The 26816-nt window shown below is 53.7% G+C and carries 25 protein-coding genes and 3 pseudogenes; 11 read left to right on the forward strand and 17 right to left on the reverse strand.

Annotated features, from left to right (window positions below; translation table 11 throughout):
• Window positions 1-29: 29 nt before the first annotated feature.
• From BLT55_RS28165 to BLT55_RS28180, 4 genes are read right to left on the reverse strand one after another with little or no spacing between them, the layout of a single operon-like run.
• Entirely contained in the window at window positions 30-1001 is a 972-nt protein-coding gene (locus BLT55_RS28165) for an oligopeptide/dipeptide ABC transporter ATP-binding protein (protein ID WP_004642339.1), read from the reverse strand.
• Window positions 998-1984 carry an ABC transporter ATP-binding protein gene (locus BLT55_RS28170; protein WP_054999348.1) on the reverse strand — a complete coding sequence of 329 codons (987 nt, stop codon included), beginning with the start codon at window positions 1982-1984 and terminating at the stop codon, window positions 998-1000. The genes BLT55_RS28165 and BLT55_RS28170 overlap by 4 nt, the downstream gene beginning before the upstream one ends.
• 2 nt (window positions 1985-1986) lie before the next feature.
• Entirely contained in the window at window positions 1987-2862 is an 876-nt protein-coding gene (gene ddpC, locus BLT55_RS28175; RefSeq protein WP_004642343.1) for a D,D-dipeptide ABC transporter permease, read from the reverse strand.
• A gap of 1 nt (window position 2863) precedes the next feature.
• Window positions 2864-3868 carry an ABC transporter permease gene (locus BLT55_RS28180; RefSeq protein ID WP_074801687.1) on the reverse strand — a complete coding sequence of 335 codons (1005 nt, stop codon included), beginning with the start codon at window positions 3866-3868 and terminating at the stop codon, window positions 2864-2866.
• 69 nt (window positions 3869-3937) lie between these two features.
• Here BLT55_RS28180 and BLT55_RS28185 point away from each other — a divergent pair, with 69 nt between their 5' ends.
• Window positions 3938-4219, forward strand: coding sequence for a hypothetical protein (locus BLT55_RS28185; RefSeq protein WP_057424767.1), 282 nt, complete (start codon window positions 3938-3940; stop codon window positions 4217-4219).
• Window positions 4200-5429 (forward strand): IS91 family transposase, encoded by a 1230-nt coding sequence (locus tag BLT55_RS28190; protein ID WP_074801690.1) that lies wholly within the window; start codon window positions 4200-4202, stop codon window positions 5427-5429. The genes BLT55_RS28185 and BLT55_RS28190 overlap by 20 nt, the downstream gene beginning before the upstream one ends.
• 308 nt (window positions 5430-5737) lie before the next feature.
• Here the strand turns inward: BLT55_RS28190 and BLT55_RS28200 are convergent, their stop codons facing one another.
• The 4 genes from BLT55_RS28200 to BLT55_RS28215 form a co-directional block, all read right to left on the reverse strand.
• Window positions 5738-7318: an ABC transporter substrate-binding protein gene (locus BLT55_RS28200; protein WP_004642346.1), complete on the reverse strand. Its 1581-nt coding sequence runs from the start codon at window positions 7316-7318 to the stop codon at window positions 5738-5740.
• Window positions 7319-7613: 295 nt separating this feature from the next.
• Window positions 7614-8591 (reverse strand): IS5 family transposase, encoded by a 978-nt coding sequence (locus BLT55_RS28205; protein ID WP_007247761.1) that lies wholly within the window; start codon window positions 8589-8591, stop codon window positions 7614-7616.
• Window positions 8592-8753: 162 nt separating this feature from the next.
• Window positions 8754-9293 (reverse strand): D-alanyl-D-alanine dipeptidase, encoded by a 540-nt coding sequence (gene ddpX, locus BLT55_RS28210; protein ID WP_055001256.1) that lies wholly within the window; start codon window positions 9291-9293, stop codon window positions 8754-8756.
• Between the two features lie 37 nt (window positions 9294-9330).
• Window positions 9331-10191 carry a MurR/RpiR family transcriptional regulator gene (locus tag BLT55_RS28215; RefSeq protein WP_004668209.1) on the reverse strand — a complete coding sequence of 287 codons (861 nt, stop codon included), beginning with the start codon at window positions 10189-10191 and terminating at the stop codon, window positions 9331-9333.
• A 346-nt stretch (window positions 10192-10537) separates the two neighbouring features.
• Here BLT55_RS28215 and BLT55_RS28220 point away from each other — a divergent pair, with 346 nt between their 5' ends.
• Window positions 10538-10792, forward strand: coding sequence for a FitA-like ribbon-helix-helix domain-containing protein (locus tag BLT55_RS28220; RefSeq protein ID WP_002556039.1), 255 nt, complete (start codon window positions 10538-10540; stop codon window positions 10790-10792).
• Window positions 10789-11205: a type II toxin-antitoxin system VapC family toxin gene (locus tag BLT55_RS28225; protein ID WP_055001255.1), complete on the forward strand. Its 417-nt coding sequence runs from the start codon at window positions 10789-10791 to the stop codon at window positions 11203-11205. The genes BLT55_RS28220 and BLT55_RS28225 overlap by 4 nt, the downstream gene beginning before the upstream one ends.
• 810 nt (window positions 11206-12015) lie before the next feature.
• Here the strand turns inward: BLT55_RS28225 and BLT55_RS33765 are convergent.
• Window positions 12016-12195, reverse strand: a pseudogene (locus BLT55_RS33765) (FadR/GntR family transcriptional regulator); the annotation flags it as partial.
• Between the two features lie 445 nt (window positions 12196-12640).
• A pseudogene (locus BLT55_RS28240) lies at window positions 12641-13321 on the reverse strand (IS5-like element ISPsy2 family transposase); the annotation flags it as partial.
• Between the two features lie 167 nt (window positions 13322-13488).
• Here BLT55_RS28240 and BLT55_RS28245 point away from each other — a divergent pair.
• The 5 genes from BLT55_RS28245 (at window position 13489) to BLT55_RS28270 (ending at window position 20310) form a co-directional block, all read left to right on the forward strand.
• Window positions 13489-15438 carry a putative bifunctional diguanylate cyclase/phosphodiesterase gene (locus tag BLT55_RS28245; RefSeq protein WP_054998926.1) on the forward strand — a complete coding sequence of 650 codons (1950 nt, stop codon included), beginning with the start codon at window positions 13489-13491 and terminating at the stop codon, window positions 15436-15438.
• A gap of 487 nt (window positions 15439-15925) precedes the next feature.
• A complete protein-coding gene (locus BLT55_RS28255; RefSeq protein ID WP_020308033.1) occupies window positions 15926-16117 on the forward strand; it encodes a Com family DNA-binding transcriptional regulator in 192 nt (63 codons plus the stop codon).
• Window positions 16118-16264: 147 nt separating this feature from the next.
• Window positions 16265-17527, forward strand: coding sequence for a glycoside hydrolase family 68 protein (locus BLT55_RS28260; RefSeq protein WP_054998925.1), 1263 nt, complete (start codon window positions 16265-16267; stop codon window positions 17525-17527).
• Window positions 17528-17615: 88 nt separating this feature from the next.
• Window positions 17616-18797, forward strand: a complete 1182-nt coding sequence (locus BLT55_RS28265; protein ID WP_020308038.1) for a glycoside hydrolase family 10-like protein — start codon at window positions 17616-17618, stop codon at window positions 18795-18797.
• An 889-nt stretch (window positions 18798-19686) separates the two neighbouring features.
• On the forward strand, window positions 19687-20310 hold the full coding sequence (locus BLT55_RS28270; protein WP_003381763.1) for a glycoside hydrolase family 25 protein: 624 nt from the start codon (window positions 19687-19689) through the stop codon (window positions 20308-20310).
• Window positions 20311-20555: 245 nt separating this feature from the next.
• Here the strand turns inward: BLT55_RS28270 and traI are convergent, their stop codons facing one another.
• Both traI and mobA read right to left on the reverse strand, forming a co-directional pair.
• Window positions 20556-22511 (reverse strand): TraI/MobA(P) family conjugative relaxase, encoded by a 1956-nt coding sequence (gene traI, locus BLT55_RS28275; protein WP_074801693.1) that lies wholly within the window; start codon window positions 22509-22511, stop codon window positions 20556-20558.
• Between the two features lie 10 nt (window positions 22512-22521).
• Window positions 22522-22851: a plasmid mobilization protein MobA gene (gene mobA / locus BLT55_RS28280; RefSeq protein WP_020304521.1), complete on the reverse strand. Its 330-nt coding sequence runs from the start codon at window positions 22849-22851 to the stop codon at window positions 22522-22524.
• A gap of 260 nt (window positions 22852-23111) precedes the next feature.
• Between mobA and BLT55_RS28285 the strand changes: the two genes are divergently transcribed.
• Both BLT55_RS28285 and BLT55_RS28295 read left to right on the forward strand, forming a co-directional pair.
• The gene (locus BLT55_RS28285; protein ID WP_020325439.1) at window positions 23112-23456 is read left to right on the forward strand and encodes a hypothetical protein; all 345 of its coding nucleotides are present in this window, start codon (window positions 23112-23114) and stop codon (window positions 23454-23456) included.
• A 297-nt stretch (window positions 23457-23753) separates the two neighbouring features.
• On the forward strand, window positions 23754-24032 hold the full coding sequence (locus tag BLT55_RS28295) for a mobilization protein (RefSeq protein WP_004661031.1): 279 nt from the start codon (window positions 23754-23756) through the stop codon (window positions 24030-24032).
• A gap of 66 nt (window positions 24033-24098) precedes the next feature.
• Here BLT55_RS28295 and BLT55_RS28300 read toward each other — a convergent pair whose 3' ends face one another.
• The 5 genes and pseudogenes from BLT55_RS28300 to BLT55_RS28325 form a co-directional block, all read right to left on the reverse strand.
• Window positions 24099-24299, reverse strand: coding sequence for a hypothetical protein (locus tag BLT55_RS28300; protein WP_004666908.1), 201 nt, complete (start codon window positions 24297-24299; stop codon window positions 24099-24101).
• 67 nt (window positions 24300-24366) lie between these two features.
• Entirely contained in the window at window positions 24367-25203 is an 837-nt protein-coding gene (locus BLT55_RS28305) for a DUF932 domain-containing protein (protein WP_074801695.1), read from the reverse strand.
• A gap of 46 nt (window positions 25204-25249) precedes the next feature.
• On the reverse strand, window positions 25250-25627 hold the full coding sequence (locus BLT55_RS28310) for a hypothetical protein (RefSeq protein ID WP_054999353.1): 378 nt from the start codon (window positions 25625-25627) through the stop codon (window positions 25250-25252).
• A gap of 459 nt (window positions 25628-26086) precedes the next feature.
• Window positions 26087-26529, reverse strand: a pseudogene (locus BLT55_RS28320) (TrfB-related DNA-binding protein).
• The coding region (locus BLT55_RS28325) for a helix-turn-helix domain-containing protein (protein WP_139206478.1) at window positions 26501-26816 on the reverse strand (316 nt) is incomplete at its 5' end. The pseudogene BLT55_RS28320 and the gene BLT55_RS28325, both read right to left, overlap by 29 nt.

Genomic DNA, 26816 nt, shown 5'->3' on the forward strand with positions numbered 1-26816 from the left:
TTTCCGCAATTTACAATTCCAAAGATTAATTATCGTTTTTGCAAATGACATCGTACAAATTGTCTTTCACTCTCGATCAATGATTGAGGTTTATCGCACCCGGTTGTGTGCTGGCTACAGCGGTCCCGAAAGAAACAGCCACTTGGTAGCTTGCGGTTACCTGGTAATTCGATGGGAGCTGCGATTGATTCAGTCTTCGGTGCCGCACCTAATCGTGGGACAGCTTCGAGTAACAATTGGGTATAGGGGTGGCATGGCTTATCCAGAACTTGAGCTGCGCCACCAAGCTCAACGATTTGCCCCAAGTACATCACTGCTATCCGCGTAGACATATGACGTACTACAGATACATTGTGCGAAATCAAGATGTATGTGAGCTTTCGTGTCTCTTGCAGCTCCGCTAGCAGATTGAGTATCTGTGCCTGAACCGATATATCCAATGCCGATGTAGGCTCGTCCAGGACAATAATATCTGGATCAGAAGAAATGGCTCGAGCTATCGCAATCCGCTGCCGCTGCCCTCCGGAAAACTGGTGGGGGAATCGGTCAATATATTCTGGGCGAATGCCGACCTGGGCCGCGACTCTTGCCGCCACGTCCCTCATCTGTTCACGAGGAGCATTGCCTCGCACGTATAAGGGCTCAGTGATGATTTTCCAGATGGGAAGGCGTGGATCAAGTGACGACTGAGGATCTTGTAAAACGATTTGAATATTACTGCTACCTTCGCCGCGTCGCTCGGCCCACTTCAGCTCACCACTGCTGGGTGCCACCAAGCCCAGCAATACCTGGGCCAATGTGCTTTTACCGCAACCAGACTCTCCTACAATACCCAACGTTTCACCAGCTCGTACCTGAAGGTCAATGCCATTCAAAGCGTGTGCATATCCCCGTGGCCGTCCAAGCCAGTCATTACTGACGGGAAAACGAACACGAACTTCGTTCAGCTGAAGAACGGTGGCAGCCTCTTTAGCAATGGTATGAATGGTGGCATTGTTCATAGCGAACACTCCTTCAGCGATAGCCAGCACGCGCAGCTATGTTGATCGCTGATTGCATTGAGCTTCGGGCGTTTTGCACAATAAGGCTGGACGTATGCGCAACGCTCCTGAAACGTGCAGCCCATTGGCAAGAAGGCTAGGCTCGGCACATGACCAGGGATAGTCAGCAGCGAATCACCAGGCTCTACCACTTCTGGAAGGCATCTGAGTAACCCTTGCGTGTAGGGATGCTGTGGATTCCCGATGACGTCGGCAGTGTGCCCTTCCTCAACCACAGCACCCGTGTACATTACGTACACCCGGTCGCAGAACTGCGAAACCAATGCGATGTCATGAGTAATAAACAGAATGGCGGTGCCTCGTTGCCGAGCTTTTTCTCGCAGCAGCAGCAACACCTGACGTTGCACGGTTACGTCCAGTGCAGTGGTGGGCTCGTCTGCAATCAGCAATTTTGGTTCACAGGAGAAAGCCAACGCGATCATTACGCGCTGACGCATGCCTCCTGATAATTCGAAAGGATAGCTCTCCAATACCTGTTCTGGCGTAGCGATGTGCATATCGCGCAACAGTGCTATCGCCTTGATACGGGCTTCTAGGGAGCTTATTTTCTGGTGATGGGTGATCACCTCCAGCATTTGCTGGCCTATGCGCCGTGTCGGATTTAGGGCAGTCATTGGCTCTTGGAAAATCATCGATGCATCGCGGCCCCGGATTTTTAGTAGATCCTTTTCAGGAGCCATCAACATGTCTCGACCGAGCATATATAAGCTGCCGGCAGTCACGCGGTAGCTGCGCTCAGGCAGCAGGCGCATGCTCAACATGGCAGTCACCGACTTGCCCGATCCGGATTCACCAACGACACCTACGATTTCACCAGGATTGATGTGCAACGACAATCCGTTAAGGGCCTTGACGTTGTGCTTATAGCTAGGAAACTCTAGGTACAAATTGTCGATGGCCAGCACTGGATTCGAAATCTGCATGGTCATTTCCCCTGTTGCCGTGGATCGAGCAGATCGCGCACGCCATCACCCAGCAAATTGAAGCCAGTGGCCGTAATCAGAATTGCCAAACCCGGAAAGGCCGAGTACCACCAGTTATCCAGGATGTAGTTGCGTCCGGTGGCGACCATCGCGCCCCACTCTGCCGTAGGTTGTTGCGCTCCCAGGCCGATAAATCCTAGGGCTGAAGCCATAAGAATCGCGCTCCCGATATCCATGCTCAGTTGCACCAGTAAAGGCGGCATCGCGTTACGTGCTACGTGCCAGTGCATTAGGTGCCAGCGACTGGCACCGAAAGTCTGGGCTGCTTTGACATACCCCTGATGTCGAATGCTCAACGCTTGGCCACGAGCTAGCCGCACGTAGGAGGGTATTCGTACGAGGGTGATAGCCAGCATCGCGTTGAACAGGCTCGCGCCCAAAGCAGCTGCGAGAGCCATGATCAATACCAGCGACGGTACCGATAGCATGATGTCCATCAGGCGCATGATGACCGCATCGCAACGTCCACCAATAACCCCTGAAAAGCATCCAAGTATTCCGCCGATGAAACAGGATGCAAATGCCACGAACAAGCCAACACCCACCGATTGTTGGCTGCCGAAGATAACCCGACTGAACAGGTCACGACCGACCTCGTCTGTGCCGAACCAGTGAGCCGAGGTCGGTGGCGACAGGCGTTCAGCTAGATTCAATGCGTTAGGGTCGTGGCTGGTAAGCCAAGGCGCACAGACCATGCACAGCAAAACCAGAAAGATAATTGCAATACCTGCCATGGTCAGCGTGCTGCGGCCAACGTGGTGGGCCAAATAGGCGATTTTTGCATGAAACCGGGCGCGATTAGTCTGGTTTACGAACATATCAATTCACCTGGCCAATGCGTGGATCAATCACGCGATATACAAGATCAATCGCCATGTTCAACAGTACATAAATGAATGAAACCATGATTTCGAAGCCCATCACCGCAGGGAAGTCCAACGCCTGGATCGATTTAACGACATAGGCCCCCATACCTGGCCAGGCAAATACTGTTTCGGTCAGTACTGCGCCGTACAGCAAATCCCCCAAAGTCAGTCCAAGGACGGTAACGGAGGGGATCAGAGCGTTGGGGAGCGCATGGCGCAGGACAACGGTCCATCGGGACAGTCCATAAGCGCGTGCGGTACGGATGTAGTCTTCACCCAGTTGATCGAGCATCGCCGAACGAATCTGTCGTGCAATAACACCAAGGGTCACGAACCCTAGAGTTGCTGCTGGGAGAATCAGATGCTCCGCAGCATCGAGAAATAATCGGCCATCACCCGCGATTAAAGAGTCGATCAGATAAAAGCCACTGTTTGCAGGTGGTGGCGCGAGCCCATCGGACAACCGAGCGCCCCCAGGCAGCCAGCCAAGATGACCGTAAAACAGAACAATTGCACCAAGGCCGAGCCAAAAAGCCGGGGTGGAGATTCCAGTCACCGCCAAGGTACGGGCTATATGGTCTACGGCACGGTTGTGATACACGGCTGACAATACGCCAAGCGGCACACCGACCAAAATCGCCAGAACTAGTGCTACCAGCGCCAACTCCAATGTAGCCGGGAAAAACGCTTGCAAGTCTTCAAGCACCGGACGGCCAGTTCGTATCGACGTCCCAAGGTCACCGTGCAGCAGGTCAATCACATAACGACCATATTGTTCATATAGCGGTAGATCCAATCCCAACTGATGACGTATGCCCGCAACCAAGGCGTCACTGGCACGGTCGCCTGCTATCAGCCGGGCAGGATCACCAGGGATCAGGTGCGATATTGAAAATGTAATTAGCGAAACACCGAACACCACCAAAAGCAGGCCGAACTGGGCAGCCTGCGGCTGCAAATTGTGGGATTTTGAAATCGGTTATCATAGCCGAAATCGAGTCGATCCCTCCTCAGCACAGGCTTACACATGGCGTCAGAGACCAAAAAACGTAAACGGGCGAGCCGGGCAAAAGCCAAGGCAAAGCAGACCCGTCTCCAACGCGCCGGGCATACCACCTTCGTTCCCGATACCGACTTTTTCTTCGATATCGATCCTTTGGGTGATGTCGATCTTTGTAGTTGCTGCCAGACAACGTATCTGAACGACATGTTTCCCGACGCTTCTTGCGTAAGCGTTTCGATGAGAGAAGGGCCAGGCGGATTCGCCATCACCGCCGTCATTCACCACGATGAGGAGCCGCCCTGCTGACGTGGCCTCTGCACCGCCTGCTTACAAACCTCGACCGCTCAAAAACCTCTTCACGGCCAACGGCTGCTGGGCAGATTTGCTGGAGGCCGGCGGTCTGCGCCAAATCGAAGTGGAGTCGATCAGCAAAATGCTCGCCTGCGGCACCTCGATACTGGGCGTCAAACACTACACCTGCGGCAACGACAGCTGCCCGCACGTCAAATACCTGTGCAACACCTGCCATTGCCGGGCCTGTCCTTCCTGCGGCAAAAAGGCCACCGACCAGTGGATCGCCGTGCAAAACAACCGTCTGCCCGACTGCCCCTGGCAGCATCTGGTGTTCACGCTGCCCGACACGCTGTGGTCCCTGTTCTTCTACAACCGCTGGCTGCTTGATGCGCTGTTTCGTCTGGCGGCCGATAACCTGATCTACACCGCCAAGCGGCGCGGTTTGCGCGTCGGGATTTTCGGGGCGCTGCACACCTATGGACGGCGGCTCAACTGGCATCCCCACGTCCACCTGTCGGTGACCGCGGGCGGCCTGGATGAGCAGGGCGTCTGGAAAAATCTGTCGTTCCACAAAGAGGCCCTGCGGCGGCGCTGGATGTGGCTGGTGCGCGATTACCTGCTGGGACAGCCGCTTTCGCAACTGACGATGCCGCCGCCGCTGGCCCACATCCACTGTGAAAACGACTGGCACCGTCTGATACTGACCGCTGGCGGCCAGCACTGGCACATCCACTTGTCGAAGAAGACGGAAAACGGCCGAAAGACCGTCAATTACCTGGGCCGCTACCTGAAAAAACCGCCGATCTCGGGCAGTCGTCTGGCGCATTACACCAACGGGGCCACGTTGAGCTTCACCTACCTGGATCACCGCACACAGACCTATCAGCAGGAAACGCTGAGCCAGGCCGACATGCTGCGCCGGGTGGTGCAGCACATCCCGGAAAAGCATTTCCGGATGATCCGGTATTTTGGTTTTCTGGCCAATCGGGTGTGTGGGAAATACCTGCCGAAGGTGTATGAAGCATTGAAGATGGCGACGCCAGGACCGACACCGAAGCTGTATTTTGTGCAGATGGCCAAAGCCTTTCTAAACGTCGATCCGTTCCGTTGCGTGCTGTGTGGCGCGCGGATGGTATACACGGCGGCAATCAGCGGGCTGACGGTACAGGGACTGGTCCTCAACGCTCAGGCGATCGCGCAGATGAGGTACGTGAAGCCCTGACAGGGGGAAGGTGCGTCCGCACCTAGGCTTCGCGGTGAAATAACCTGCATTAACGCTGATTTATAGGGATTTTCACTGCATAAGTAACGCATCAGCGTCTTCCTACACATCGCTATGAAGGCATGACGCCTCCTTCCAAGCGTCAGCTTGATGCATAGGCATTTTGAAATTCCTATGCATGAACAGGTGCTTGCGCAAAAAAGTCGAAAACGCCATTGAGCACCTCGATAATGCGGGCATCAAAAATCACAAGCCGCTCTAGCCTCCGCGAAACCCGGAGGGGTTCAGGACTAGCGTGAGGAACGGGTCTACTTGGTAATGCTTCCCAAGTTGAATACCTGTTCGAGCATAGGGTTGAACACGTACCCCTTGACTGAATCACGCATCGGCACGGTGTAGTTCTTCTGATAGAGGTAGGCATACACACTATCCTTGAGCACCATTTTTTGGGCAGCCTGGTAAAGCTCGACGCGCTTCTCTGTGTCGCTGGTGGCCGCCGCTTCGTGGATCAGCGTGTCAACTTCCGGGTTGCTGTAAAAAGAGCGGTTGCCCTGAAGGCCCTGCATCTTGGAGTCAAACCAGAAGTTCATGAACATGTACGGATCAGCAAAGTCCGGACTCCAAGTTCCCGCCGCAATATCATAGGCCGCCTGGCCCACGCGCTCACGCAGAGTAGCGTTGGCAAGTTTTTCCAACTTGAGATTGATGCCTAGTGGTGCCAGTGCCGCCTGCAGAGTCAGTCCGATCGGCTCCCAATTAGGGTCCTTGTCAGAATACATGTAGCTGAGGGTAGTGATTTTCTGTGGTGCTTTGGCGAGGCTGTCCTTGGCTGCTGCGATGTTCTGGTTCATTGCCGGCAGCGAGCTGTCATAAGCCCACATACCTTGCGGGATCGGCCCGTTCATAAGCTTGGCCTTGTCCTTCAGGATGCCTTTGACAATACCGTGGTAGTCCACAGCTTCCGTGATCGCGCGCCGTGCATCAACGCTGGTAAGCGGACCCTTCTTATTGTTCAGGTAGAGGTAAGTCACCCGCAGTGACGGGAACTCCTTGACGACCACTCCTGGTTTGCGGCCGAGTGCAGCGAGCTGGTCCTCGGGCATGTCTTCCACGATGTCCAGATCGCCGCGTTCTAACTGCAAGCGGCGGACGGAAGGCTCGCCTATGATTTTGATGACCACGGTTTTAAGACTAGGCTTTGGGCCAGCGTAATTGGTGTTCGGCTCCATGGTCAGCGACTGCCCTTTCTGCCAGGTGCTCAAGCGGAAGGGGCCAGAGCCGGCGGTGTGGTTTGACAGCCAGGCGTTTACATCCGAACTCTTATGGATCACATCAGGGTTGATGATCGAAGCACCGTTGTGAGCCAGGGTAAACAGAAACGGCGCGAAGGGCTTTTTCAGAGTGAAGCGAATGGTCTGCGGATCGATGACCGTAACCACCATGTCCTCTGGAAGCGCACCGGAAGGCCCTTGCTTGAGAGTCATCAAACGATCAAAGGAAAACTTCACGGCGGCGGCATCAACTATGGCACCGTCATCGAATTTGTTGCCAGGTTTTATCTTAAACTCCCAAACGAGGTTATCAGGCGAGACAGTCCAGCTCTCCGCCAGATCACCCTCCACGTCAGTACTGCTTTTGCCGCCCTCAACCTTGTATCCGACCAACCGTTGATATGATGGGTAGGTAATGGTCCAGTCATTGTTATCAAAGGTCACGGCTGGGTCGAGAGTCTGCGGATCAGCTGGTTTGCCAATGACCAGAGTGTCTTTAGGTACAGACGCCGTTGAGGCGTCCCAGGCGCCTAGACTCAAGGCGCTGCAAAAAACGGTCAGCAGCAATTTGCTGGTGCCAGAGGCGGATTTTCTGGTAACACTGCTCAATGAGTTCATCCATGTTTCCTTGATCATTCAATGTATAGAGCGCTATCACCTAGTGTACTGTTTGCGAAATAATTTACCCATGACCTGCAACCTAAGTCATTGATAAAATTTGAATTTTCCGTTATTCAGCAGATGGTTTTTTCGAAAACAGTACACTAGGGAGACGCTGAACAATTAACCCGTTCGCACCGTCCCCATTTCCAAGCCGGTTTTTTTCAACCTGCCGGCCTTATTTTACGTTTCTCGAGCAGATTTCTGCCCTCATTTTGCTGAAAGGCGGGCCAGTCCCGCCTTTCAGACGGATTTATCCTGCCGTCTGTTGTAAATACCGCTTGGCCAGCATCAGATTGGCCAACCCAAACAAACTGAACAACTGCGCTGTATTCTTTTCCAGCCCACGGTAGCGAACCTTGCGATGATTGAAGCGCACCTTGATTACCTGGAAGGGGTGCTCGACCTTGGCACGCAGTTGCGCCTTGGCATATTCAATTTTGCGCTTGACCCGATACAGCACGCTGCCTTCGCCGTGCTGCTTGTAACTGCTTGGCCGTTCTGCAATCGACCAGATAACGTCCCGTTCAGCATGCTCCGGTCGCTTGGCCGCACCGGTGTATCCAGCGTCACCCGAAACATAGGTTTCGTCACCGTGAAGCAACTGGCCAACCTGGGTGACATCCGCCACGTTAGCGGCCGTCCCTACTACGCTGTGCACCAGCCCCGACGTGGCGTCTACACCAATGTGGGCCTTCATCCCAAAGTGCCATTGATTGCCTTTCCTGGCCTGATGCATCTCAGGATCACGCTTGCCTTCTCGGTTCTTGACCGAGGGCGGCGCGGCGATCAGAGTAGCGTCGACGATAGTGCCTTCCTTGAGCAGCAGCCCCCGGCTGGCCAGATGCTGGTTAATCGTTTCAAACAGCAGCCGGGTTAGCTGATGGACTTCCAGCAAGCGGCGAAAACGCAGCAAGGTGGTGGCATCCGGTGCAGACTCGCGACCCAGGTCGATACCCATAAAACCGCGGATGGCCTGGCTGTCGTAGACGGCATCTTCGCAACCTTCATCGGAGAAACCGAAACACTGCTGCACGACGTACATGCGCAACATGCGCGACACCCCTATCGCAGGGCGTCCGCGCTTGCCTGCGGTGTTGCTATAAAACGGCGCCACTTGCGCCTCCAGCAGGGCCCAGGGCACCAACTGTTCAAGGTCAGCCAGGAAGCGATCTCGGCGAGTCTGCTTTTTCTTGCCGGTATATTCGAGTTCGGAGAAGGTCTTCTGCACGCGCGTAACGCTCACGGAGAGGGAGGCTGTTGAAGGAACTTAGTGTGCCAAGGGTGGGGACAGTTGGCTATTTTTGCAGCGCCTCCCTAGCGAGTGGTTATATCCTTTTTACAGCACACCCCCGTCTCTAGTACTGACGTAATCTCCGTCTAAAAACGCGACTTATTCGTCATCAAGCAAGGGGTAATCGTCGGCATTTGGTAGCTCGTAATGCCACCACTCAGTAGCAATTGCCTGGAAACCAGCGGCGAGCATGATTCCCAACAGCATCAGACGATGGCGTTGCACATCTACTGGCAAGTCGGCGTAAAAATGGTGTGACTTCTCTTCCATCGTGTCAAAAGCAGTACCCATGTCCAGCGGCTCCCCCTCAGTGCCTATAAGGGTCAAATCTAGCGCCACTCCGCGGCTATGGTGGGAGCCAGATTGTGGGTCGCGCACATAGTCTTTATTGGGTAGTGCGCTCCACAATATTTGCTGGGCATAGGGCGGCCGATAAGCGTCACAGATGCGCAGGATGAAACCGGCCTGACGGGCGAGCCGACTTGCCTTGATCAAACTTTTGCCTGCATCACGGTGTAACCGGCAATGCGCTCTCCGATAGATCGCTCTGCCGGTCAGGTTGGCAGCACCAGCGTATATCAGGTCGATTTGGACCTGATAATGTTGGGCATCAATCTCTACAAGGGGACTGTTGTTCACGCATACACTCAAGATGGGAGTCGATGGTGTCATAGCATTAGTCTTCGAACTGACCGAAAGCTTTTTGCAGTTGACGGTTCCTGGCCGAGCGCTCATCGAGGCGATCACCGTATTTCTCCGCGACGGCGGATACGATGAGATTCAAAAGGCAAGCCAGTGGTGCTGTGGAGTCCCAAAACTGCCCCACATCGGTTTTCAGTTGAAGCAGGTCAAGCGGATAATCCCTGGCCCAGGGGCATTGCAGATCTGTGATCAGCGCCAGTGGCAGGTTGTTGTCTACCGCCACTTTGCAGAAGGTGCGGGTCATTCTCGAATAGGCCCGGCAATCCGAAATAATCGCATAGGGATTTTCGAACCCGGAGTTTAGGGATTCCGCGTATGTCCCAGACAGGCCATCGACGTAATAGACCTTGGGCCGGATGTATTCCAGGTGGCTATGAAACGTTGTGAGAGTCCCGCGAGTGGACTGAATTCCGACGATGAATACCGCATCAGCTTCATGGATGCGCTTCACGATATCGGTAAAGGTAGTGCTGCGGGCTAGCCCGTAAGCATGACGGAGAGCTTCAATCTCGCGATTCAAAGAACGGTCAAGTGCGTCGGCCTTAATGCTTTCGGCACGAAAGGCGCTGACACGGTCAGTTATGAGCCACGACGCCGACGGTTCACCGCTCAGACTCTTTTTAACATCATCGATGTTCCGGTAACCCAAGGATCGAAAAAAACGACCAACAGAAACACCACTGGTGGAGGTCTGCTTCGCAATGCTATCGGCGGACTCAAACGGAAGTCGCTCCGGGTTACCCAACAGGTAGCTAGCAATACGCTTACCAGTGGGGCTCATCCGAGAGGTGTTTTGCTCCAACAGTTGTAGAAAGCTATTCTTTTCAGTGGCCATGACTTAATCCTTTATGCGACCCGTTAAATCCATTTCATAAAAACCACCACGTCATCAATCTAACATTGGCTTTCGCGAAGATGCAAGCTTGGCTGTCAAATCCGATTCAGCTGCTTACAAAGCATGACAACATGCATGCCATATGCGGCGGCGTGCGATTCAGGTGAAGTCCCCCTCTCAAGACACGTTCGTACATTTTCAAATGTAGGTCCTGGCCATTTCGGATGGCTCGCCTCAACCAACGAACAGCCTTAGAGGCTGTTTTCCGAAATCGCGTGGCTTCTTGCGAAAATGCATTCAAACACATAAAATGACTTCATTGAATGCAATTTCATGAGGTGATGTTATGGCAATGCTGACAGTACGGAACTTGCCCGACGATGTACACCGCGCGCTACGAGTGCGGGCCGCCCAACACGGGCACAGCACCGAGGCCGAAGTCCGCGAGATTCTGGCGATCGCAGTCAAGCCGGAGACGCGCGTTCGCCTAGGTGAAGCCTTGGCGGCATTGGGTCGCAAGATCGGCCTGACGAACGAAGATTTCGAGGTCTTCAACCAAGTGCGAGACAAGACGCCGGCCGAGCCGCTGAGGTTTGAATGATCGTCCTCGATACCAACGTCGTTTCCGAGGCGATGAAGCCCGAGTCCCACTTGGCCGTGCGGGCCTGGCTGAACGATCAAGCCGCCGAAACGCTATACCTGTCCAGCGTGACGCTGGCCGAGCTGCTGTTTGGCATCGGGGCGCTCCCGGCCGGCAAGCGCAAGGATATGCTGGCGCAGGCCCTTGACGGTCTAATGGGGCTGTTCAGGGATCGGGTGCTGCCATTCGATATCGATGCAGCACGGCGCTATGCCGATCTGGCCGTGACGGCAAAAACCTGCGGTCGAGGATTCCCGACACCTGACGCCTACATCGCAGCGATTGCGGCATCGCGAGGTTTCATCGTGGCGTCACGCGACACTGCACCCTATGAGGCGGTCGGTGTATCCGTCATCAATCCGTGGGAAGTGTGAGGGATCAATAAAAAATGAAGGGCTTACTCGAAAGCTTTGGCATCGCGTTGTGCGGTTTGGCCACGTCAATCTTGGTAGCGCTCGCCAACGTCGTTGTCGCCCGCATGACGGGCTTTGACTTCTTCTCCATATGGGTGCCTTGCACACCAGCTTCGCCGCCGCATCAGGGTACTACTTAGGTGTAACGACCTGCAATCGAAATGGCCCGGACCTGCAATCATCGCGTTTTTCGACCGGGATTAATTGCGTCTATCCGGCACCGCGAACCAGCATTGACTGCAAACGAACCTGCATCCACCCACTTCGACCTGCAATCGAGAGCGGCCGACCAGGATTAAATGCGACTGAAAACCGATGATTTTAGCGGGGTTTACGCGGATGCACTCGGCTTAGTGCACTTTCTGTTTCATTGCTCCGCACCCTGTACTGCGATCACACGATTCAGTCCGGTAGCCCGGTAGCGCTGCTGTTGGAAGCTCCAACCTCTTACCTCCGTAAGGTGCCATCGTCAAGTTTGTCTCTTTAGACTCTAGAATTTGTGAACGTACTGTATCAAAAATTAAAAACCGCCCTATTGAGACGCAAAAAGCGTCTCGGCCATACGTCTCACAAGGGTGTGCTCAAATGAGTCATAAGCGGCGAGCGATCACTCGCAAATAATTCCGGTTCATGACAATCGATTGCAGGTCGAACCAGATGAACGCAGGTTCATTCGCAAATAATCCCGGTTTGCTGGCTCGGATAGATGCAATCAATCCTGGTCGAAAAACGCGATGATTGCAGGTCCGGGCCATTTCGATTGCAGGCCGCTACAACTAGCACGCCATCGGCTTTCAGTTGTGAGATGGCCTCGCGCACGACCGAGCGGCTGACACCGAGCTGATCAGCCAGCTCATGTTCTGTTGGCATCTTCGAGTCTGCTGGGAGCCCCCCACTCGCTATTTCTTTGCGTATCGTTGAAACGACACCTTCAACTAGGGAGACGCTGATTTATTCTAAAACCCAGCTGTTGCCCCCAGATAAATCAAGGCCTCCAGAGCGTTGCAGGGACGAAAAATCGAATAAATCAGCGCCTCCCTAGGGATTGAGGTCGTGAGAAGCTGAGCATAATGTTTTTGTCCTGTTGTCTGACAATAAGGCTAAAGAACATAGGATCCAATTGCGACTTTTACCGACGAATGGCAGCTGGCTAGATTCAGTGGATACGTGTCAGGAGCGCACTGTCATCCAGCATGGAGCTTAGAGGCCGAGCGCTCCAAGCACGTCCTAAACCTTAGGAAGGTCTGAAGTAGCCGGATGTTTTCCGGCTACCGAGTCTTCAGCACTTTTCAAAAAACGATGCATGTCGAAATTTGCTCAATTATCTTCGCTTTTCAGCTCTTTCGGCCGCTGCAAAGCCTTTTGCGGTAACCATTTCCTGCATTACACGCGCACCCTCTCCTGCGCTCGCCAACAAATGTCGGCGGGCCATCCACAAGTTTGACAGGGCGAACAACGTCACTATCTGCGCGGTGTTCTTGGCCAAGCCCCGAAAGCGCACTTTTTCATAGCCAAACTGGCGTTTGATTACCCGAAACGGATGCTCGACCTTGGCGCGAACCTGGGCCTTGGCCTTCTCGATTTTGCGGATCGCCTTGTACAAAACACTGCGTTTTCCGTGCTTTTTGTAAGTGCTGCGGCGGGCGGCAATCTGCCAAATGACCTTGCGCCCAGCATGTTCTTCGCGCTTCTCAACCCCGGTGTAACCTGCGTCGGCGCAGACTACGTTTTCCTCGCCGTGCAGCAGTTTGGCAACCTGCGTGACGTCTGCCACATTGGCCGCTGTTACTACCACGCTGTGCACCAGGCCTGACTCGTCGTCGGCGCCGATGTGAGCCTTGGCGCCGAAATAGTACTGGTTACCTTTCTTGGTTTGATGCATCTCAGGGTCGCGTTTGCCATCTTTGTTCTTGGTCGAACTGGGCGCGTGAATCAGCGTGGCATCGACGAGGGTGCCTTGACGCAACGACAACCCACGGTCGCCCAGATAACCATTAATTACGCCGAGAATTCCGGTCGCCAACTCGTGCTTTTCCAGCAGACGACGGAAGTTGAGAATGGTGGTTTCGTCTGGAAGGTGATCCTTCTCGATCACGTCATAGCGCGCCAGTGCTCAGTCTTGTTTTACCGTAAAGAATTAATTACCGCTGCCGAGAACATTACAGGTGAGCAGGTTACAACCCGGCTCGCATCCTGAGCAGCAAGCCACATGCGCTTTGACTGTAGTGACAGAGAAGCCTTGCGATGCTGAAAAAACTACTGGGTGCCTTGCGCACCCTGATGTCCGTGCCCTCCGATAATCCTCGGCTGCTGCAAGCTCAATACATCGCATTGTCCCGACAACTGCCGCTGATGTACTTCGTGCTGTTGGTCAACACTTGGGCGCTTGCCTTTACCCATTGGGCAACTGCCCCGATGTGGCTGACGTTGCTGGTACCGACAGTCCTCACCATCGGGTGCGGCATTCGCGCGCGCAAATGGCTGCTTACGGTAAACAAGACGCCGCCAGTTTCAAGTAAGATTCTGGCGACACTGCGCGGCACCAATAGGCTGGTGGGTATCATCTCCGCCGCATTTGCGGCATGGTCTTTGTCGATGTACCCCTATGGCGATGCCTATACCCAGGCGCAAGTGGCGTTTTTCATGGGTATCACCGTGATTGTGTGCATTTTCTGCATGATGCATTTGCAATCTGCCGCCTTGATTACCGCAGTGATCGTCAACACAGCGTTCGTTATTTTCTTCGCCTCAACACACAACATCACGTTTATCGCCACGGCGGCAAGTATCGTGCTGGTATCAATCGGCATGCTGATCATTCTTCGCCATCAGTACCGCGACTTCACCAGCCTAGTGAACGCCCAGTTCAAGACTGAACAACTGAGCAACGCGAACCTGTTGTTGGCCAATCGGGACAGCCTGACCGGCCTACCTAATCGTCGGCATTTTTTCCAGACACTGGATACGGCGATGAACGAGGCACTGCTACAGCGGAGCGGGCTAGCGGTGGGTGTGCTGGATCTGGACGGGTTCAAGCCTGTCAACGACCTGTATGGCCATAGTGTCGGTGACCGGCTGCTGATGCTGGTCGCTGAACGGCTGACAACTGCTGCGAGCGATACCGTGCACGTGTCTAGGCTGGGCGGTGACGAATTCGCGCTGGTAATCAAGGGCGACATCAGTAACGAGGCGTTACTGATGTTCGGCAAGCACCTTTGCACGTTGATGCATGAAAGTTTTGAACTCTCGGAAATACCGATCCAGATCGGCGCGACCTTGGGTTTCGCGACGTTTCCGGCTACCGCCGACAATGCCGCCCAACTGTATGAATACGCAGATTATGCCCTTTATCAAGGGAAGAATCACAACCCCGGGTCCACTTGCCTGTTTTCGGCCAGTCACCGTGAACAACTTAATGCCGATGGCGTAACCGAGCAGGCATTGCGTCGGGCGAACCTGGAGACGGAGTTTCACGTCTTGTTTCAGCCGATCATTGAAAGCTGCACACGCGAAACAGTGGCTTTCGAGGCGCTGGCACGCTGGAACAGTCCAGAACTCGGCGCGGTATCGCCTGCGCATTTCATTCCGATTGCCGAGCGGATCGGCATGATCAACGAGCTGACCGCCCCTTTGTTGACGCAGGCACTACAGCGAGCATTGTCCTGGCCGTCGCCGATCAGGCTGTCGTTCAATTTGTCGGCCCATGACTGCGCGACCTGGGAAAGCGTCAAGAGAATTGTCGAGATAATAGAGAACAGTGGTTTTGACGCCTCACGACTTGATCTGGAAATCACTGAAACGGCCGTCATGCAGGACATCGGGCAGGTTCAACAGGCGATTGCCCAGTTTCGCCAGCTAGGTTGCGGTATCTCCCTTGACGATTTTGGCACCGGTTACTCCAGTCTCAGTCAGTTGCACGCCCTAGCGCTGACCAAACTGAAGATTGCTCGCAGTTTTGTGACGGGCGTGCATGACAATCCGACCAGTTACAAGATCGTCAAGTCGCTGGTAGCCCTGAGCCTGGACATGTCGTTGGACTGCGTGATCGAGGGTGTCGAGACGCAGGACGAGCGGAATATGCTGACGAGTCTGGGGTGCACAATGGTGCAAGGCAACTTCTACAGTCCACCGATAACGTTCGACGAGACACTGGTGTGGATTGAGACGCCAGATGACGAGTGCACGTTCGGTTAGCCGGACTCGCTCAACGTCTGTCTTCCCTAAACAGTCGCATTAATTGCCCTCAGCCGTCGCAGCTATTTCGAAAATTTAAAACAGCCGATTGAGGCCTTCGCCAATCAGATGTCGCATTTATTTCAGAAACCGACACTGGTCGCAAATACCATGAGCTGAGTGGCACATAATCCGAGCCAGCGGCTACTGATAGTCGCAATTAATGTGAGCCAGCTGTTTTCGATTGCAAGCCGCTACACGTACCGTTTATCCGGATCAATTGCGCAACTGCGGTCGAACTCGTGTTGAACTCCGGCCAAACTCGACCTACTCCGAAACTGCCCCTTTCCAGCCTTTCCGGAGGGGGGTAAAAAGGTTCCACGATATGCGATTTGCGCCTCAGGGCAGCCGCCGGACACGGGCTTTTAAACAGCGCCAACCGGTAAATTGCGATCCCCCAAACCCCGCCCAGGCGGGGTTTTTTATTGGGCGAAGCACAAGGAGACCAATGCAAATGTTGAAAGACTACCGATGCGGGCAGTGCAAGAAGCTGCTGGCTCGCATCGGTGACTACACCGAACTCCAGATCAAGTGCTCCCGCTGCGGGACGTTGAATCATGTGAAGGCCGTGAGCCTTGAGTCATCGCCTTTGAGCGACAGAGGTACAGCAGCGTCGCTGCTGCCTCTCAAAGCTATTTAAAGGTATCAATTATGTCCACTAGCAGCTCTGCTGTAAGCCAGCTCAAAAATAGTCCTCTAGGGAGGCGCTGATTTATTCGATTTTTCGTCCCTGCAACGCTCTGGAGGCCTTGATTTATCTGGGGGCAACAGCTGGGTTTTAGAATAAATCAGCGTCTCCCTAGCAGGTAACATCAACTACGAACCCACTGTCTGGTCCCGCGCCGATGCGCTGAAGGTCAATGAAAATGACCCGACCACCACGCAGCCACTGGTCAGTGCGGACTTTCCGGTCATGAGTGATACGGTATTCATCTGGGATACCATGCCGCTGCGCGAGCTGGATGGCACGGTGGTTTCGGTCAACGGCTGGTCGGTTATCCTGACCCTGACGGCTGACCGTCACCCCAATGATCCGCAATACCTCGACGCCAATGGCCGTTATGACATCAAGCGTGACTGGGAAGATCGTCATGGCCGCGCACGCATGTGCTACTGGTACTCGCGTACCGGCAAGGACTGGATCTTTGGTGGTCGTGTAATGGCCGAGGGGGTATCGCCCACCACTCGAAAGTGGGCGGGCACACCCATACTGTTGAATGACAAAGGCGATATTGATCTTTATTACACCTGCGTCACACCCGGCGCAGCGATCGCCAAAGTACGTGGCCGTATTGTGACGTCCGATCAGGGCGTGGAGTTGAAAGACTTTACCCAGGTCAAAAAACTGTTCGAGGCCGACGGAACGTATTATCAAACCGAAGCGCAGAACTCGAGCTGGAACTTTCGCGATCCCAGTCCGTTCATTGATCCTAATGACGGCAAGTTGTACATGGTGTTTGAAGGCAATGTCGCCGGTGAACGCGGCTCGCACACAGTAGGGGCTGCCGAACTTGGCCCTGTGCCGCCGGGTCATGAAGACGTGGGGGGTGCCAGATTCCAAGTGGGTTGTATCGGTCTGGCGGTTGCAAAAGATCTCAGTGGCGAAGAGTGGGAAATACTTCCGCCATTGGTGACGGCCGTCGGCGTGAACGATCAGACCGAGCGCCCGCACTATGTCTTTCAAGACGGCAAGTATTACTTGTTCACCATCAGTCACAAGTTTACGTATGCCGAAGGTCTTACAGGGCCAGACGGTGTCTACGGTTTTGTCGGCGAACATTTGTTCGGTCCGTACCGGCCAATGAACGCTTCCGGCCTGGTGCTCGGCAATCCGCCCGAGCAGCCTTTCCAGACGTATTCGCACTGCGTCATGCCGAACGGTCTGGTGACTTCGTTCATCGACAGCGTGCCCACCGAAGGCGAGGATTATCGTATCGGCGGGACCGAAGCGCCGACGGTGAGAATCCTCTTGAAAGGGGATCGCTCGTTCGTGCAGGAAGAATATGACTACGGTTATATTCCTGCGATGAAAGACGTGCAACTGAGCTGACAGGCCGCTCCCATACGATGCCTGAAGAACGCCTGTGAGAGCAGGCGTTCTTCGTTCACTCAGAACCCTTTACAAAGGAGATACCGCAATGGCAACTGCGAACAAAAACCTCAAGGCGACTTGGGTCGCGACAGTTACGAATCTTGACTGGCCGTCAGTCTCATCTGTGGCCATCACTGATGAGGCTGCACGTGTCAGTAAACAGAAAGAAGAATTGACCGGCATTCTTGATGAGATTGTGGCAATGAAAATGAATGCCATCATATTCCAGGTTGTTCCCTGCGCAGATGCATTCTACGCATCAGACCTGCTTCCATGGTCGAAGTATCTGACGGGTACGCTCGGGAAGAATCCCGGCTTTGACCCACTGGCTTATGCTATCGAGCAGGCGCATGCACGCAATATTGAGCTGCACGCATGGGTGAACCCGTACCGCCTATCAATGAACGCCAGCGACGCCACAATCGAAGAGCTGAACAACTCATCATCTGACTCCCCGGCCAGTGTGTTTAAAACGCATCCTGAATGGACGGGAACCGCAGCGAACCGCTTTGTTCTCAACCCCGGCATACCTGAAGTTCAGACGTGGGTTAGTAGTATTGTTGAAGAAATTGTCACTAAATACGATGTTGATGCCATTCAATTCGATGATTATTTTTATAATGAAACTGCAAGCTCGCTGCTGCAGGATGATGCCACCTACCAGAAATACAACACTAACTTTACCACGAAGGCCGACTGGCGGCGGAATAACACTTATTCGCTGGTTGATACATGCCATAAGAAAATAGCCGCCGTAAAAGCAGATGTCTTGTTTGGCGTCAGCCCGGCAGGCGTCTGGCGGAATAAATCTGACGACCCGCTGGGGTCCGATACGCAGGCCGGTGCGTCTAATTACGATTTCGCGTATGCAGACACACGGAAATGGGTCATTGACGGCATCATTGATTATATCGCCCCGCAGGTCTACTGGCCGTTTGCCCGTGAGGTTGCCCGTTATGATGCCATCACACAGTGGTGGGCGGATACGGTCAGCGGAACCGGCACAGCATTATATATTGGTATGGCTCTGTATAAAGTGGGAACGGCATCAGAAACCGAGCCCGACTGGACTGTCGAGGGGGGCGTGCCTGAAATTACCCGTCAGCTTGACCTGAATGATTCTCTGACTGAGGTTTCCGGGTGCATGTTATTTCGACATATTTTTCTGCGGGCCTCACAGACTCAGCAGGTGGTCGACTACCTGAAGCTTCGCTGGGCTGACGTCTAATATTTTATTGTCGGGGCTTGGGGAACAACGTAACAGAAAGTGCACTTAAGCCCAGTGCCTGTCCGTAACGCCTAATGCAGCCTGGCCAATACGATAATACCGCTTCAGCGAGCGCCACGGTAGGTGATATCACCCTGAAAAGCGGTGCCATAAACTCGTTCAGAAAATCAAAGTTCGCTAATCCCCGCAATCTGAGGGGATTAGCAAACTCTAACCATGCCTAACGTTGGTTTTCATTTCATTGCTCCCTACCCCCCGTTTTGGGAGGGTTGAAAGCTACCTCGAATGGAGTCACGCCGAGCAAGCCTACTTCCTACCTGCCCCTGCCGTTGGCCTGCCACCGCCTGGCGGCAGTCTTCACTCTATCTAAAGGAAAATGACGATGAACTTTCGCCTTTTCATGCACCTGCCACGCAGGCTGCTAGTGTACTGTTTTCGAAAAAACCAGCTACTGACGAACGGAAAATTCAAATTTTATCAATAACTTAGTTTGTAGGTCATGGGTAAATAATTTCGCAAACAGTACACTAGAGCCGAGCCGCTGGTGGCGAGTTTTGCCCGTACGCACCTTGCATGAGATTCCCAATGGAAAAATCCGAAGAAGACCTGTGCTGCACTTGCCGCACCGAAAATTCCAACGCGCAGTAGATAACGTTGAACCAACAGTAGAAAAGCAGTCACTCATAGCTTGGGCTGCCGTTTAAGGAATTGCAGATTTATTCGGTTTTCGTCCCAGCAATGCTTTGGGAGCATTGGTTTACAAAGGGGCAGCAACTGGGTTTTTAATAAATAAAGCCTTCCTAAGCTTTGACAAAACACATATATTCCGCCTAGTCCGCCAATTATAAATAGTTCTAAAATTCTCAGACACGAGAAACAGGAGAGATTCATGAGCACAATTAAGAAAGGTATTGATCTATCGCATTTTCAAGGTGATATTGATTTTAAAAAAGTTTTTGAGGCTGGCATTGAGTATGCCTTTATAAAGACAACAGAAGGCGCTACCGTACAGGACAATAAATACACTACGTATCGTACTGACGCAAGAGCCGTCGGAATTAAAACGGGGGCATATCATTACTTTCGTGCGCTCAGTAGCTCGCCGGAAGCACAACGAGATAACATAGTTAGTACACTTACTGCTGCCGGCTTCGATGCATCTACTGAGTTTTTTGCAATCGATGCGGAGCTCGAGGGTAACGAAAAAGCTACCCCGGACGAAATGGCTGATAACCTTCATAAACTGCTAACTTTATTGGATAACGAAAAAATACTAAAGAGCAAAAAACCATTTATATATTGCGACAATAACTTCTGGATGAATCATATTTTAGGAGAAAAATATGCATTTAGTGAATACCCTCTGTGGATCGCTAATTGGGATGTCAGTGAACCTAAAGTTCCAGCTTCATGGGAGGTAGCAGGTAAAAGCTGGTCAATTTGGCAGCACAGTAACAAAGGTCGCATCGCGGGCATTGAGGTTGATGTAGATCTTAATTGGGTTCGTACTTGATCCAGTGACTTTGCGAAAGCATGTTTATCGTTCAAAAAAGTAGGGTTTTTTGGACGATAAAGCCGAAGATGTTGCCGCTGATGCAGAATTGACCCAGCTGCCGAAATTTCGCTGACCCAAGCTTCTACTCCGTAAAGCGTTAGCAGGTCTGACTTTGGGCTGAATACTTATGGGGCGACGCCAAGTCGGCACGTGGGTCAATTCTGCATCAGCGGTAACATCCTGGCCATTTCTGATGGCTCGCCTCAACCAACGAACGGCCTTGGAGGCTGGTAATCATCATCGGGGACGTCCTCCACCGGGTCATGCCGAGCTGGGGAATGGGTACTCACCTCCGGCTCATCGTATCCGTAATACTGACGGTGATCCTTCTCGATCACGTCATAGCGCGCCATCTGGTCTGGATCGGTCACCTGGAACACATACTGACTTCCGCGATGGTTGACGCCACACCCCGCATCAAGCACCTGGTCAACGAACTGGTCATCACCAATGATCCTCACAGCGTCACCGCTTTTCGTGGATACCAGGTTGGCGGCCAGCCGATAATTGTCCAACTCATCGTCGTCATTGAACCCCGGTTTTACGTGGACGAAATCGCCACGGTCGATCACACCCGCCCTGCCATCGCGCAGATATTCGACAGTGCCGTCGCGATGCAAATGTGACGTGTAAGAGCGCAGGTGATAGACAGCAGAGTCATCTGCCTGACCGCATTGGATCAGACGATCAAAACCACCGTCTGGAGTGCGCCCCTTACGCTTTTCTCGATATACAAAACCACGCAGTTGACTGACAGCCGCAACGTCTCCTCTAAGAGCTTGCTGCTCGACCCAGGGACGATATGCAAGCGGACGAAGCAAGCCATTTTCGGCAAGCGCTTGCCGCTCGTCACGAAGCTCGATGCGCAACTCAGCCATGGCTTTCATCCGGTCGAACTCGGCAACTCGATACAGCAACTTGCGAAGCAATGGATCGTGCTGAGAGCGTTTGACGTCCGCCTTCATTGCCTGGTAGCGAGCAGCCACTTGCTGGTATCGATCCTTGACATGAAGATCAGGTTTTTCCCATCCATCACGATAGCGTTTGTAACGCATTTTTAAGTCAAGCCGAGCCTCAGCTCTCGCCTGCCGGCGATCGAAACGCACGTCTTTATCTCGGAGTTCAAATTCAGGCTGGTAAGAGGAAAAAATACCATAGCTCCACTCTTCATGTTCGAAGGTGGGGGGCCCTTCAAACGCACCTATGTGGGCTTCCAATCGAAACTTGGTCAGCGTCGGATGAACCGAAGAAGCCTTGACCACAGGCCCCTCGGGTCGCAGGAAATCATAGATCACCAATCCTTCACCTTGCTCCTTCAATCCCAAGCCACGTTCATGCAGGGCCAGATGGATTTTACGCCAGGTAATCTCTCGCGATTTGATGAGTTCAGATAGTTTTTCGCGCACCTCACGCACGGCGTAATGATAGAGACTCTCGGTGTTGGAATAGACCTGCAATGGCACAGTCCCTTGCGGAGCACTGCCATACCGAAAAGGCGCACGGACCAATTGGTCGTTGACACCCCACTGCCAACTCCCGTTGTCCTGAATGAATCCGTATTTGCGTTCGAGAACGCGGCAGCTTTTCTGCAACGTGTCAGCATCATTCCACAGGGCGGCGGCTTTGTAAGTAATGGGATTGACTCGGTTCACCGCCACATGACAGTGCGTATTGTCGGTGTCTTGGTGAATAGCTGTGACGTACTGATGCCCTTCCATGCCCAGCTGACGAATGCAGTGTTCGGCGCATTCGAATATCTGCGCATCAGTAGGCAGTTCATTTTCGCGCCACGACAAGATGAAGTGATAGACCGGGTCTTGGCAGCGACGACTCTGGGCGGCAACCATGTTCATTTCCGCCGCCGATGTCTCCCAGGAGAAGCAGTTTGTCTCGCAAGAAATGCCTCCACTGATCAAGCGCTGACGGCCATCGGGGAACACGTCGGTGATTACGACAGCACGGTTGTCACCATCATTTCGATCCGCATAATCGACAAGCCGATCGAACATCGCTTTCTTGGTGCGCGAAGCATTCTGGCGAGGCGCAGCGCTGACTAGATCATCATCTTTGGGCTTGTCCCCACGGTCGCTGATGTAGCTCACCAGCCGGTTGAAGCTGGAGCCCTTATCGCCGCGTTTCGGGGGGATGATGACGTTCATGGCTGATGGGCTACTTGATGCGAGTCTGGGACAGATCGATGGCATTGACGGCATTTCGGATGGCGACCAACACGTCAGAGAATTGCTTGCTCAGATCAGTTGTCATGCTGTCCTGCATCTGGTTGAACAGATGCTTTTGCAAGCCTCCGAGCTGTAGCAACGCGGACATTAGCTTCTTGTCAGTCGGTGTCTTGATTTTGCGATTCAGCGCAGCACGACGCATCAGATCTGAAACAGATATCTCGGCAGCCAGCGCTTTTTCGCGAATCAAGGCTGCATCCTCTTCAGTGCAACGAATTTCGATCCTCACCGTTGCTTGACGCGCTGTGCTTTTCGACATGCTCTGACTCAACCTTAACTAACTGAATGACGCTGTCGGGGTGTCGGGGCGGAGCCCTGATCCGGGTTTTGTCGGATGGACCGCGTGCGGGCCGTCCGTACAAAACATTTCCGGTCAACATCTTAAACCGTCTTTACACCTTTTAAATACCATATTACCCTAAAGCGGACAAGAGCGCTGCGGGGTTGGTTGGGCCTCGAAATTCGTGCAGGCTCTCCAGACCTTTGAAAAGCGCAGGACACGTAAGAGGCTGGATTTTCATGGCAAAGACAAGGCTGTACACCCAGCATGATCTGGCTGCGGCCCGTGAGTTTCTGGACGGCCTCCCCTCGCTGAAGGTGGACAAGTTCCAGCGCTTTGGGCCTGAAGCGTCAGTCCACGAAAAACTGTACGCGGCCCTGCACGATGAAGACTTTACCCTCACGGATATTTTGCACTTCCTGGAAAAGCATGGATTCAGCTCGACTGTAGACAAACTCCGCACGATGCGTAGGGTGATGTTCACGCTTGACATTGATCAGCCTGAATCCCGTGACCCATCACGGTGTATTGATATCAGCAGAATGCGGGTGCACACGTGGATAAAAAGAAAAAAATCACGCTAGATCAGGTAGAGGTCGCCAGGCAAGCTCTTGCGGCTTTGCCAGACCTCAGTCAGGACAGAATGTCGAAAGGTCAATTTCTGAGCGCGCTTGCGGATAGATTTCACACGTTGTCTCAAGAAAAGGGATACTCACTGCTGGCCATACAAGAAGCCCTCAGAACAATAGGTGTGAGAACATCCCCTGCACGTATTGCGTTGCTGGTAACTGAATATGCCAGACGATCAAAGAAACGAGAACACAGCTCAAAGCACTAACTTAATGTAGAGTAATCCATCAGTACATCAGGATACCCAGCCTATGGCCAAGCAGAAAACATTCACCCAACAAGACCTAGAAGCCGCCCGTCAAAAACTGGCCGATCTGCCAGACCTGAGCAAGGACAAAATGAGCCAGGCCGAAGTGCTACAGTCGCTCAAAGAACAAATCGTTGAGCTGTGTTCGGCCAAGGGTTACTCCGTCTCGGAGGTTAAACAGGCTCTCGCTGATGTTGGTCTGAACGTGAGTGTTCGGGAAATTACCGACCTGACCACTAAGCGCAAACGTGCGGCACCTCGGGCGAAGCCTCAGGTTGCCTGAGCGCTCAAAGCCAGCCAACAAAAAAGCCCCACATCGAGGGGCTTTTTTGTTCCAAGGCAACCGTCTTCAATCCGTGTAAAGATAATCAGCAAGATCGATTTTTTCCGATTGACCATCCATACCGGTGACAACAAAGGTACACGCGCTGTCTGGTTCGCCGTCAGCGATACGTGCCTGGAAGAAACGCTGTGCTACATCAAGGGCGGCTTCTTTATGTGCGCCTACCGATTCTGTGTAGATGGTCCAGGTGACTACGTAGCCGTTCATTATCTTCATCCTTACGTTGATGTGGATTTATCAGAGTTGGGCGCCGCCAACGCCCAGTTAGGTTGAGTTAAGCGGCTTTTCTGTGCTCACCCATAGCCTGCGCAAGCACCCACAAGGCCCGGTTCAGTTTCACGTCCTGATCAATCCCATTGACCGCTCGCGTGGTAGTGCGTCGGCCTTGCTTGTTACGTCCGGTCAAACCGCCTTTGATGGTGTTTTCCTGGACTCGGTTGAAGGTGGTCCAAAGGTCGCTGCTGCGGTCCTCCCGACGGCGTGGCATGAGCAACTGCGACGGGCTAACTGGCGCAGGCCCTTCGGCCGGATCGTAGCGATACGCCAAGGCAGCTAATGCAAAGGCCTCTTGCTCGTCCTGGTCTAATTGTTGATGCTTCATGTCAGCGGTTATGTGGTCGATCTGTTCGAAATGCTTCAACACTTCGAAGGCGCCTTCGATCACGTCATTTACCACATCATCACGGCCGCTATGGCGCACTTTCTGGTCAGCGGCAACGTCCCCCAGTACCAGTCCGTTTGCACACACGAAACGGAATTTGCCTCCAATCATCTGATAGCTGCTGCTGCCATCGTGGCTGTTGAGAAGGATGATTTCGTTGGCTTCCTGGTCCAGGATCTGGCTCGCATGGCGCAGGCGCAGCATGTGCTTGGTGTGCTCACGTTTGCCCTGGTCACGCACGCGTGTCTGACAGGCCATGAATGGTTCAAATCCTTCGGCGCGCAGCGCATCAAGTACCTGCACGGTCGGGATATACAGATAACGTGCCGACCTGCTGTCGTGCGCTTCTTCGGCGAAGATGGAAGGCACATAATGGGCGATCTGATCGTTGCTCAGTGCGACGTCACTGCGTATCATGCATGGGTTACGGAAGTTGCTGGACATACGCATATTTTTTCTCCTGGTGTAGCGCCCGGCCTGACGGGCGCAAGCGGGGTTAAGCGGCGAAAAGGTCGCCCTGGCGGTCGGCGTAGCTGCACCAGCGGGCAAACGATTCGTTGCCGCACCAGGTCTGAATTTTTTCCACGAAGCCTTCACGACGCGCTGTGGTGATTAGCTCGGCGATCACCTCGGCCGAGTCACCCATTTCAAAGCAGTTGTCGAACTGGCGTTCGCCCAGGCCTTCGAAACCGTTGTCCCAAAGTTCATACCGGACTACGGCGTCTGCCAGGTCATGCTTGAACGTCAGCACCAGGAACTCGACGCGGGCATTGAACTTGTGTACCTGGCGACTCAGTTTCAGCAGCTTTTTGCAGATATCGACCTGACCGCTTGTGAAGCGCTTCATCAGCTGTTGCTTTGCTTGTCTGTTCATTTCGTCTCACCTCTGTGCCGGCTTTGCTGAGTGCCTTTCGCCGATGCGCTTAGGTCGATCGGGCGCATAGGTGCGTGACAAGGGCGCGATGCGAGGCCGCAGCTAAGGGAGCGAAGCGAGTCTGAACGGGGGAGTGTCGCGGGCGCAGCCGAACCCTTGTCAGGTGCCGCGCTCGATCTACCGTCAAGCGCACGGCGAAAGGTGCGCAGCAAAGCCTGCAGGTGATACGGGAAGTACAGGCAGCGACGGCAAGCGGAGCGCGCAGGCCGAGAGGCCGGAGGCGTTAGAGCCGGCTTGCCGGCGAGGATTGAAGCCCGAAGGGGCGAGACGGGCCGGCTTCATGGCCTGGCTCGATGCGCAGCACGAAAGCCCGGCCCTGAGCGCAGCGAAGGGAACGCACGTCAGAGGTTGTCAACGATCGAGCTGCACCGAGGCCCAAACAGCCAGGGCACTCCTCTCCTATTGCGATCGAGCAGATCTGAGTGATTGAGCCAAAGCCAGAACGTCACCAGCTGCTGCAGGAGGAAGCCAGGCTTCAACCTTGACCCAATCAGCAGGCAAATCCTCCAGGCGCGCCCGAATGCGTGCCATAAGCCTGTGAACCACCTGCCGGGTCAATCCAGTCTCCAAGGCTGCTTCGGACACGCTGGCACCCATGACCAGGACAAGCCTGGCAGCACTTATCGAGCGATCGGAGAACGCCCGACGTCGATTCTGGCCCGCAAGCACGTTCATGACCCGCTCAAATTCGTCCGCGGCCATCAGGGCGCAGGGTGAAACCGGACTGATCATCCTGATCAACTGGGCAATCTGGGCTTGCTGTAGTTCTGGATGATCTTTGTTGCAAGACCAGGCAGGTCAGGATCGACACACTCATAGGAGCAGGCTAGGCTGAAAGAAATCGAAGCTACAGGAATCGCAACCACATGTAACCTTTATCAAGCTGCAGTTTGACACTGACCTCAACGTGCATGCCGCCCTGGCGAGCATGTTGATCAATCGATCCACGCTGAAAAGGTCGATCTTCCCGCGCTGGAGTTCCGAAATGCGGGGTTGCGTTACGTTGAACAGCTGCGCAGCGTCAGCCTGCGAGAGCTGACGCACCTCGATAAAGTCTCGGATAGCCGTCATTAGGCTGGTGCGAATACGCATGTTCTCTGCTTCGGCTGGTGAGTCCTCCAGGGCGTCC

Source organism: Pseudomonas cannabina (assembly GCF_900100365.1).
Classification (GTDB): domain Bacteria; phylum Pseudomonadota; class Gammaproteobacteria; order Pseudomonadales; family Pseudomonadaceae; genus Aquipseudomonas; species Aquipseudomonas cannabina.

Coding starts and splice junctions, on each gene's coding strand:
- BLT55_RS28165 (WP_004642339.1), bottom strand. CDS start 1,001: ATGAACAATGCCACCATTCATACCATTGCTAAAGAGGCTGCCACCGTT.
- BLT55_RS28170 (WP_054999348.1), bottom strand. CDS start 1,984: ATGCAGATTTCGAATCCAGTGCTGGCCATCGACAATTTGTACCTAGAG.
- ddpC (WP_004642343.1), bottom strand. CDS start 2,862: ATGTTCGTAAACCAGACTAATCGCGCCCGGTTTCATGCAAAAATCGCC.
- BLT55_RS28185 (WP_057424767.1), top strand. CDS start 3,938: ATGGCGTCAGAGACCAAAAAACGTAAACGGGCGAGCCGGGCAAAAGCC.
- BLT55_RS28190 (WP_074801690.1), top strand. CDS start 4,200: ATGAGGAGCCGCCCTGCTGACGTGGCCTCTGCACCGCCTGCTTACAAA.
- BLT55_RS28200 (WP_004642346.1), bottom strand. CDS start 7,318: ATGAACTCATTGAGCAGTGTTACCAGAAAATCCGCCTCTGGCACCAGC.
- BLT55_RS28215 (WP_004668209.1), bottom strand. CDS start 10,191: ATGGCCACTGAAAAGAATAGCTTTCTACAACTGTTGGAGCAAAACACC.
- BLT55_RS28220 (WP_002556039.1), top strand. CDS start 10,538: ATGGCAATGCTGACAGTACGGAACTTGCCCGACGATGTACACCGCGCG.
- BLT55_RS28225 (WP_055001255.1), top strand. CDS start 10,789: ATGATCGTCCTCGATACCAACGTCGTTTCCGAGGCGATGAAGCCCGAG.
- BLT55_RS28245 (WP_054998926.1), top strand. CDS start 13,489: ATGCTGAAAAAACTACTGGGTGCCTTGCGCACCCTGATGTCCGTGCCC.
- BLT55_RS28255 (WP_020308033.1), top strand. CDS start 15,926: ATGCAAATGTTGAAAGACTACCGATGCGGGCAGTGCAAGAAGCTGCTG.
- BLT55_RS28265 (WP_020308038.1), top strand. CDS start 17,616: ATGGCAACTGCGAACAAAAACCTCAAGGCGACTTGGGTCGCGACAGTT.
- BLT55_RS28270 (WP_003381763.1), top strand. CDS start 19,687: ATGAGCACAATTAAGAAAGGTATTGATCTATCGCATTTTCAAGGTGAT.
- traI (WP_074801693.1), bottom strand. CDS start 22,511: ATGAACGTCATCATCCCCCCGAAACGCGGCGATAAGGGCTCCAGCTTC.
- mobA (WP_020304521.1), bottom strand. CDS start 22,851: ATGTCGAAAAGCACAGCGCGTCAAGCAACGGTGAGGATCGAAATTCGT.
- BLT55_RS28285 (WP_020325439.1), top strand. CDS start 23,112: ATGGCAAAGACAAGGCTGTACACCCAGCATGATCTGGCTGCGGCCCGT.
- BLT55_RS28295 (WP_004661031.1), top strand. CDS start 23,754: ATGGCCAAGCAGAAAACATTCACCCAACAAGACCTAGAAGCCGCCCGT.
- BLT55_RS28300 (WP_004666908.1), bottom strand. CDS start 24,299: ATGAACGGCTACGTAGTCACCTGGACCATCTACACAGAATCGGTAGGC.
- BLT55_RS28305 (WP_074801695.1), bottom strand. CDS start 25,203: ATGCGTATGTCCAGCAACTTCCGTAACCCATGCATGATACGCAGTGAC.
- BLT55_RS28310 (WP_054999353.1), bottom strand. CDS start 25,627: ATGAACAGACAAGCAAAGCAACAGCTGATGAAGCGCTTCACAAGCGGT.